Origin of the sequence: Paraburkholderia sp. BR14320 (genome assembly GCF_040948665.1) — a bacterium.
GTDB lineage: Bacteria > Pseudomonadota > Gammaproteobacteria > Burkholderiales > Burkholderiaceae > Paraburkholderia > Paraburkholderia youngii.
The window spans coordinates 1-8,315 of record NZ_JBFPKG010000102.1 but is presented as its reverse complement, the minus strand read 5'-3'; the positions used below and the strand labels follow the sequence as shown (position 1 = coordinate 8,315).

Sequence of the window (8,315 nt, the reverse complement as noted above, 5' to 3'; positions counted from 1 at the left end):
CTGGAAGACCGCACGCCGGATGAGGCATACTTCGCGACACTGCCTGCGATCAAATCGGCAGCATGAACGCCCCGGTGGTTCCACTTAAAAATCTCGGGACCCTGCCCGAACAAGCGGCGCCACCTCTCAGAGCGCCGTCCACCCGTGAAGCATTGTTCTATGTCTTTGGGATGTCAGAATCGGTGACGCATACCGACAACGACCAGTGTCTGGGAGTTACCATTTCCAGTCAGCCCATATGAACCGACCGACGCGACTGCATCAACGAGCCCTCCTGCGGCCGTCCGCTGCGTTCCGCTCGCATGCTGGTACGCGGCAACCGCGTAGAAGTCCGTGCGCTTCGACAAGGTGTAGGTAGCGCCCGCCGTCACCTGGTTATACGTCGCAGACGTGTCACCTCCAGCGCGGGTGTAGATGTACCCGAGTCCGCCGAGGACACTGGGACTAATCTGATAGAGGGCATACACTTTTCCCGAATTGAAGTGCTGCTGCGATTTGAACGTCGACTGCGCGTCAGCGTTAAACGCCGCGTAGCTATACACAGCTCCGAGCGTCAGCGCAGAAAGCTGGTACCGAGCCGCCGCATGCGCTATTCCGATCGTTGCAGCTGTTTGATAGCCGTTGCTGATGGGTCCGTCAAAGATCGAATCTATCGTACCACTCCATGTGGTCCGAAGCTGTCCCGAGGCGGCCGCAGTATTACTTCCATGAAGATAGCCTGCCGCGATGCTCAATGGTCCGCCAGTGTAACTGGCCGCCGCAGAGTAGGTATTTCCTGAACCATGCTGCCCAGCCACACCATTCAGTGCGTACAGCCCTTCAAACTGGATACCTCCAAACACGGGACTGACGTATTTGATTGCGTTCGAGATGCGCGCACTGTTGTCGTTGTTATCGACGTCTCCGGGGGTTGTGGCTGGAGATCCTAAGACGCTTTCGAGTGTCAACCCTTGAACCTTGTCAACCACCGCGTCATACTGCCGCCCCAGTTTAAGAGTGCCGACACTGGCGCTCGTGATACCGACCCACGACTGCCGGCCAAATTCCCGCCCACCTTGACCAAGTGCCCCGGTGCCAACATTAAAACCATTTTCAATCTGAAAGATTGCCGCCAACCCACCACCCAGGTCTTCTACGCCTTTCAACCCCCATCGATCACCATTGAGATTACCGTTCATCATCGCATAGCGGCTCCCTTGATTGGTGTTGACGTAGCCAAAACCTGCGTCAATCAAACCGTACAAGGTAACACTCGATTGCGCATGGGCCACGCCGACGAGTACGGTTGACGCCAACACGACAGCAGCAGACTTTTTCGTGTGCATTTGATCTCCATCGATCATTAAAGAATGACTTTGCAAACTGCGACACAGTGACTAGTTTTATATGTTATACTAAGTTAATAATTTTCCACTATGCCCCGATACCCATTCGAATTTGAACGGACCAGGCTCGACAGTGCGTCCGAATCAAGGTGACTTCGCCGCAACCACATTACGGCTGGATTGCGTCAAGGTCGAGCGTCGCTAACAGTTGTTAATCCATACGACGACGACCGTCACTGCGAACAACCCCGGGCCTTGGTCGGCGCGCAGACATCGGTGCCGTATCAGCGACGTTCTCCGCCCCACTGCGGAAGCCGAGCCGACGCATGGTAGACAGCCCGCCTTCAAGGAAGGCGCGTCAGACGCGGCGTGCCATCGGGGGGCCTAGCAGAGAGCACTCCCGCACTGTGATTCGCTAGGCCGTCCGGGACTGCGACGGACTCCTTCTCAGGCGGCCTATTGCGGCAAGCGGGGGCTCAGTTCGGCGGGCATTAGGCAGGTGAATGGGTCAAGCGCGCTTTGCCGCTGGAACTCATCCTTGACGGCCGTGCGGAGCCTATCGTCCGTCAAGAGATCCGCTCCGGTTGCCGCCATGACCTTCGCAGCATAGGCCAAACCCTTGCGCGCCGGATCCGAATTGCTCTGAGCGGTCCATTGCCATGTGTGGGACGGCGGGCCAATGACATGGGTGGCCGCCAGAAGCTGCACTGTTGGCACCGTGCGACTGACGTCACCGACGTCCGTCGATCCCATGACCGGATCAGTGACCTTGCGCAACGGCCAGACTTCGTCGCATAGCACCGTGTGCTCGCGCGGCGCGAGCTGCCACAACTCGTAGGAAGCAGCAATCGCTTTCGCCGAACAGGACGCCTGAAAAGGCGCTGCGATTGCGCGGTCACGTTCGTCGAACCCAGTAGGCCCCAACTTCGTCAAATTGGCGTGGAGCGCTTCTTCCAGGGGACGATTGCGAAGCAAGCTTGCGACCGCAGCGTGCACGTCTTCGCTCACCTCGGTCTCTGTCATCAACGCTGCGCCTTTGGCTACCTTGCGGACCCGTTCGGCTAATTCGACCAATTCCGTCTGTTGGGCGGCGCGGATCGAATAACGTACCGTAGCGTGGCTCTGCACGACATTCGGCGCGATGCCGCCTGCATCGATGATGGCATAGTGTATGCGCGCATGGCTCGACATGTGCTCGCGCATATAGTTGACGCCGACGTTCATGAGTTCGACGGCGTCCAGCGCGCTGCGGCCAAGATACGGCGTAGCTGCCGCATGGGCGGTGCGCCCCGTAAAGCTGAAGTCGATTCCGAGAGTGGCGAGAGAGCCAGAGTCCCATACCATGTTAAAAAAGGCTGGATGCCACGTGATGGCGGCGTCGACGTCGTCGAAGGCGCCTGCGCGCGCCATGAAAGCCTTGCCCGCTCCACCCTCCTCTGCTGGACAGCCGTAGTAACGCACGCGGCCTTTCAATCCGTTAGCCGCGAGATAGTCCTTCACGGCCGTCGCCGCCAGGAGAGCCGCGGCGCCAAGAAGGTTGTGCCCACACCCGTGTCCGTGTCCGTCCTTTTCGACCGGCGAGACCTCGGCCAGTCCGGCCGCCTGGCTCAGTCCCGGGAGCGCGTCGTATTCGCCCAGGAACGCGATGATGGGTCCGCCTTCGCCGGCCTCACCCATAACGGCGGTCGGAATGCCGGCGACATTCCGGACAATACGAAACCCCTCCTGCTCCAGCATCGCCACATGCTCGGTAACCGATCTGAACTCGTTATAGGACAGTTCAGGCGTTGCCCATACTTTGTCACTGAGCACGAAGAAGTCTTCCTTTTTTGCTTCGACGAGGTTCCAGATTTCTTCCGCGACTGCCATTGATATGCCTCTCTGCATCTATTGAAAATAGGTCTAAAGCTCTAGTCTTCCGAGGGACAGTCCGCATTCAATCCAACACAACTCCATTCGCGTGACCGAATCGGTCAAGACCTTTTGGAAAGGCCATGATGGCAAACAGCATGACCGCGCTTGCCATAACCGCATAGAACGCGGGAGAAGCGGGATTGCCGGTGTGTTTCAGCAACCAGGTGACGACAACCTGTGCGGTGCCACCGAAGATAGTGATCGGAACGGCATAAGTGACACTGAGGCCGAGAGCTCGCACGCGCGCCGGCAACGCTTCGCCAATCAGCATCAGAACCGAAGGTCCCGCCACGGCCGGCATGGCACTCATCAATATGGTGGCGATCAGCAAGGTCGGCACGCTCTGCGAGAGAATAAGAAGGTGGTATGCCGGGTAGATTCCCGCGAGCAGGACCGTGTATGGAAGCGCCACTATGACCCGGACGTTATAGCGATCACAGAGCCACCCACCAAGCAGACCGAACACGATCAGCGACGCACCTAACACTATCGCCGAAAACATGCCGATATGCGGCGGCATTTTCAGTACCGCGATGGAGTATGTGGTCATGTAGACCGCTACGTAGAAAACCGCGGTGCTAGCTCCGAGCATGGCCATACCGGGCAAAATGGCTCGGCGATGGCGCCACAAATCGCGCCATGGAGTGGCCGTCGTATTCGCCCCACGGCTACGGCCATCGAAGGTCTCGGGCATCTGTTTGCGCAAGTAGAGCGCAACCGGGACGAGTACGAGCCCAAGGGCGAACGCTAATCGCCATCCCCAACTCTGCATGTTCTCCGGCGCCAGTAGCGATGTGAACGTAACGCCGACAATCCCTGCGGCGAGATTCGAAATGCCCTGGCTGGCGGTCGACCAACTCGTATAGAAGCCGCGTCGCCCCTCGGGCGCTGCTTCCATAAGGAATGCTACAGCCGGCCCGACTTCGCCGCCCAAGCCGAACCCCTGGATGAGCCGGCTGATGACCACGATGATCGGAGCGGCGACGCCGATGGTAGCCTGATCGGGAGTCAAGGCCAGCCCCATAGTGCCGACTATGATTAGCGTGATGGTAAGAAGCAATGCCGGCTTGCGTCCGAGGCGGTCGCCGAGCCGGCCGATGAGCAGTGCACCAAGAGGGCGAGTCACGAAACCCACTCCAAAAACTGCGACGGAAGCGAGAATGCCCGTCAGTCCGTCGAGGGAGGGAAAGAAGGCCCTTGCTGCGTAGACAGCGAAGAACGAGTAGATCCCAAAATCATAGAATTCAAGAGCGTTGCCCGCGATCGCCGCGACAACCGCTCTCCTAGGCACTCGTCGTTCCGATTGCGCGAATCGCGAGTGTGGCGGCCGCCGCTCATCAAGCACAGTCATCTTCTGTCTCCATTGGCGAATTCTTCGTTCGCGGTTCGCAATTCGTTGCTGTATGCCACACACGAATGCAGCGGCATCAATGAAAGTCTGCCTCGCGGATGTGAACGGCACAATCCGGCCAAAATAGGTCAGGTATTTGAAACCCGTATAGGGTGCGCCTCGATACGGATACTGGATCGACTCGCCAGCATCCGGTGTTTCACTAGGGTAGACTTGATACGTCCTTTGAAGTAATTCTCACAAAGGACCGTACCGACATTCGAACTGGCGAGCCATGTGAACACATCGGACGGAGGGTGTCACTACGTCAGCATTCAATACAGCCAACGACTGACTGAGACTGGAATCGACCCGTCGGTGGGCAGCCGGCCGACGACCGCGACAACGCGCTGCCTGAACCGATGAACGGCATCTACAAGACGGAACTGTTTCATCGCCGCGCCCCTTGGAAAACGAGGGAATCCGTCGAATAGGCAACGCTGGAATGTGAGGGCTGGCAGAATCATCATCGTCTGATGGAATCGCTCGGCTATCTCCCGCACGCTGGGGCTGAAGCAAGCTATTACAGGCAAGTCTGACGTGCCTGCATGTAGTTAAACCAACCAGCCTGCGGTTAAGCTCGCCTGCACGGATCCGCAACACAGCGATGATCGGACTCTTGGATCGGAGCGACAATGACTGTGCGTGGAAAGCACATTCAGCGGATCCTCACATCGGCCCCACAAAGGGCTGTTGGCTTACTCAAATTTACTCAAAGCTATCGGGAATCATCTCCGTCTTTCCCGGCAATCGTACTCGTGAATGAGACTTGTGAAGAACGTCGTCCGAAAAGCCTCTCACATTCGATTTTGAACGCCTCGATCTCTCGCCACTTCTCCGCAGAGGACAGGCCGCGCTCCGTCGCTAGCACGGACGCTGCTTGATCGAGCTCAGCCTCGCTAAATTGATGCCGCCAACCAAGTCCGGTGCGCCGAAAAAGAAGATCCATGAGGGTCACGGCATGTTCTTTCTGTATGCCATGCTGGAGATCTGAAAGTCGTGTTGACAGTCCCGATACCAACGCGGGTGAACTGTCGCTTGCGGGCGGCTGCTTTGGCGCATAGTCTGGTCGTTGCCGTCGGTGCTGTGGTCTTAGCCGCTTTGCAACCGCCTTAGCCAAGAGGCGGCCGGCCGAACGATGGCTCAACACGGGCCCGGCAGTCATCGCGAGTACATTTGGCATACCGTCATCAGTAAGGTCGTGGAGTTGCCGGGAACGATTCCCGAAAGGAACGGCTTTGTCATACGTCAGCGGCCTGACACCTGCCCAGGTCAGCCGAACCTCCTTCTCCGAAAGCCCTATGCCTGGCATAAGACGGTTAGCTTCTTTGAGCAGCCAAGCCTGTTCCTCGTTAGTGACATGGATGTCCTCTTTGTTTCCGTCGTAGAGGGTCTCTGTCGGCCCGAAATAATGCAGGTCGTGCCAGGGAATACAGTAAAACGGTTCGCGCTTACTGTTCAGCGTTGCGACGCCGTAACCGGCGCAGGAATCCGGCAGCTTGACAACAATATGCGTTCCCTTGGTTCCGAGCACGCGGCGCTTAGCGTTTGGCTCAGGCGTGGCGTTGACCTCGTCGATCCAAATGCCTGCTAGGTTAAGCACGATAGAAGCACTGACTTCTACAGTCGCACCGTCCAATTGATCCCTAAGCACGACTGGCCAGACGCCGCCGTCGCGATGCCGTCCGAGCGTGGCCAGGGTGTAATTGCGAACGACCGCCCCCATGCGTTCCGCGTCGAGGATACAATCCATGCATACTCGCTCGGGCCAGTCGAACTCGTACTCACGATACACCGCGACTGAATGGATACGGTCAAGATCACGCAATTCGTTCATCAGCGGCATATTACGCGCTTCGGCACCAGAGATACGGTGGTAATCAAGAGGCGGGTTGCGAGGACCGAGCAGTTTCAGAATATGGAATGCAATATCCACTTGCCAAGCGCGATAGGGACCTTCCTGATAAATCGGGAAGGCGAACTGGAGCGGTCGAGTGCGCAACGATGACGTCTCGACGAACTCGGCCCGCGCCTCCATCGCTTGTTTCGCCATTTTCATCGCTGTCATAAAGCGCGTGGGATGCACAACAAAGTCCCAGATCGAACGGCCTGGCGCCAAATAGCGCAGACCACAATGCAAAAGACGACTGGAGCGACTCGAAGTCCCCGATCCGAAGTCACCTTTATCGACGAGAAGGACGCTGTGACCTTGCCCAATGACTTCTTGGGCGGCGGCGGCGCCGTTAATGCCTCCGCCAATAATGACAACGTCGAAGGTCTCGTGGTCGAGAAATTTAAGCGGTGGTCGCACGACTTCTCTCCTTCAGTCGCTGGTTAAACGCATGCATCACCCCAGCCGACCTCCCTTCCTAAATGGCGAGATACGATCGGCGAGATGGCTGCGTCGCGCTCGCAAGCGCGGACAAACTTCTCAGTAAGTTCACCGGCAGTGACACGGCTACGAGACTGCAACGGCGAAGTGATCGTCATCCGTGAACGCAGGGCTCTGGCGCTAGCGCAATTTCGCATTGAACCTTATGGATGGAATGGTAGGCCGAGGATACATTTGAAACAATGTAGCCAATAACGGTTAGCTATTCGCAAAACAGATATGCGTGGCCGCGCATCGTCAGCGACGACGCGCCTCCGGCGCAGTACGCGCCAGCGTGGTAACAACCGTGTAAGACGTCCGGGGTCGGTTTCCGGTTCAACTGCGCGATTTGGTCGAGCATGATCTTGCGCGGCAGGCCCCAGCTGAGGTTGTCCTATCCACCCTTTCAGCGCGACGATTGATCAATGTGGCTTGTCCTCGGGTTGCGAGTGGCATGGACTTTTTCACATTTTGCCGGAACCGATGAGATGACGAACGGTGGCGCATAGCGCAGAATCGACCGCATTCCTATGCCGTAGATCCGTGCGCAAGCGCGAGCATCATCGCACAACATGCTGACGAAATTTAGCAGGACGTGCGGGAAGTAAGAGGTCGAAAGAAGACCGAAAGCATATCGCGGCTTGATACCGACTAATCGAAATCTCATCGTTTACATCGTCTGGAGTGTATGAAGGATACTGCGCGGAACTCCCACGCTTCGTTGAGCGGACCTTAGGCGCACACCACGCGTCCATATTGGGCAGACAATTTTGAGGCGAACAATACGAATAGGGAATACCCTTATCCACTATTCGAATACCTAGCCGTTATTGGCCACATTGCTTCAGTCGCATCGCAGTCCTACCATCCGTCCCATAACACCTTCGCCAGAAGCATGGGCCTACGGGACGGCTACTTGTTGGCAGTGGACAGCATTGAGAATCGTATGACATAGGTGCAAACAGAAGAGAACCGTTCGGATCTGATTCAAGGATGGCCTCCGGATATGCCCCATGGCACCGACAGATTCATCGCGGAGTGCTCCGACATCGCTGCGCATTTCAACTGCCTGCGGTCATCGAGCGGTGGCAGCAATATCAATTAGTGATTAGGGAGCGAGCATGGTGCGATGCGAGACATTGAGCGACTTGAGATTTTTACTGGAGAAACAGGACCTCATAATTACGGACTGAACCGCCCCGGGATTTCCGGAGGCTCCACTTCTTGAGAAAATGGAGCTATGGAAAACACGAAGAAGAAGTGCCCAAGGTACTCGCCTGAAGTTCGTGAGCGGGCTGTGCGAATGGTTCTGGAA

The 8,315-nt window shown here is 57.1% G+C and carries 4 protein-coding genes and 1 pseudogene; 1 reads left to right on the top strand and 4 read right to left on the bottom strand.

Annotated features, from left to right (window positions below; genetic code table 11):
• Positions 1–173: 173 nt before the first annotated feature.
• From AB3X89_RS38215 to AB3X89_RS38205, 3 genes are all read right to left on the bottom strand, one after another.
• Positions 174–1,325 carry a porin gene (locus AB3X89_RS38215; RefSeq protein ID WP_368587815.1) on the bottom strand — a complete coding sequence of 384 codons (1,152 nt, stop codon included), beginning with the start codon at positions 1,323–1,325 and terminating at the stop codon, positions 174–176.
• Positions 1,326–1,781: 456 nt separating this feature from the next.
• Positions 1,782–3,194, bottom strand: a complete 1,413-nt coding sequence (locus AB3X89_RS38210; RefSeq protein WP_368587814.1) for an amidohydrolase — start codon at positions 3,192–3,194, stop codon at positions 1,782–1,784.
• Between the two features lie 67 nt (positions 3,195–3,261).
• Complete coding sequence (locus AB3X89_RS38205) at positions 3,262–4,590, bottom strand: MFS transporter (protein WP_368587813.1); 1,329 nt, start codon at positions 4,588–4,590, stop codon at positions 3,262–3,264.
• Between the two features lie 285 nt (positions 4,591–4,875).
• Between AB3X89_RS38205 and AB3X89_RS38200 the strand changes: the two are divergent.
• Positions 4,876–5,168: pseudogene (locus tag AB3X89_RS38200) on the top strand (IS3 family transposase); the annotation flags it as partial.
• 179 nt (positions 5,169–5,347) lie between these two features.
• Here the strand turns inward: AB3X89_RS38200 and AB3X89_RS38195 are convergent.
• On the bottom strand, positions 5,348–6,940 hold the full coding sequence (locus AB3X89_RS38195; RefSeq protein ID WP_368587812.1) for an FAD-dependent oxidoreductase: 1,593 nt from the start codon (positions 6,938–6,940) through the stop codon (positions 5,348–5,350).
• Positions 6,941–8,315: the final 1,375 nt, after the last annotated feature.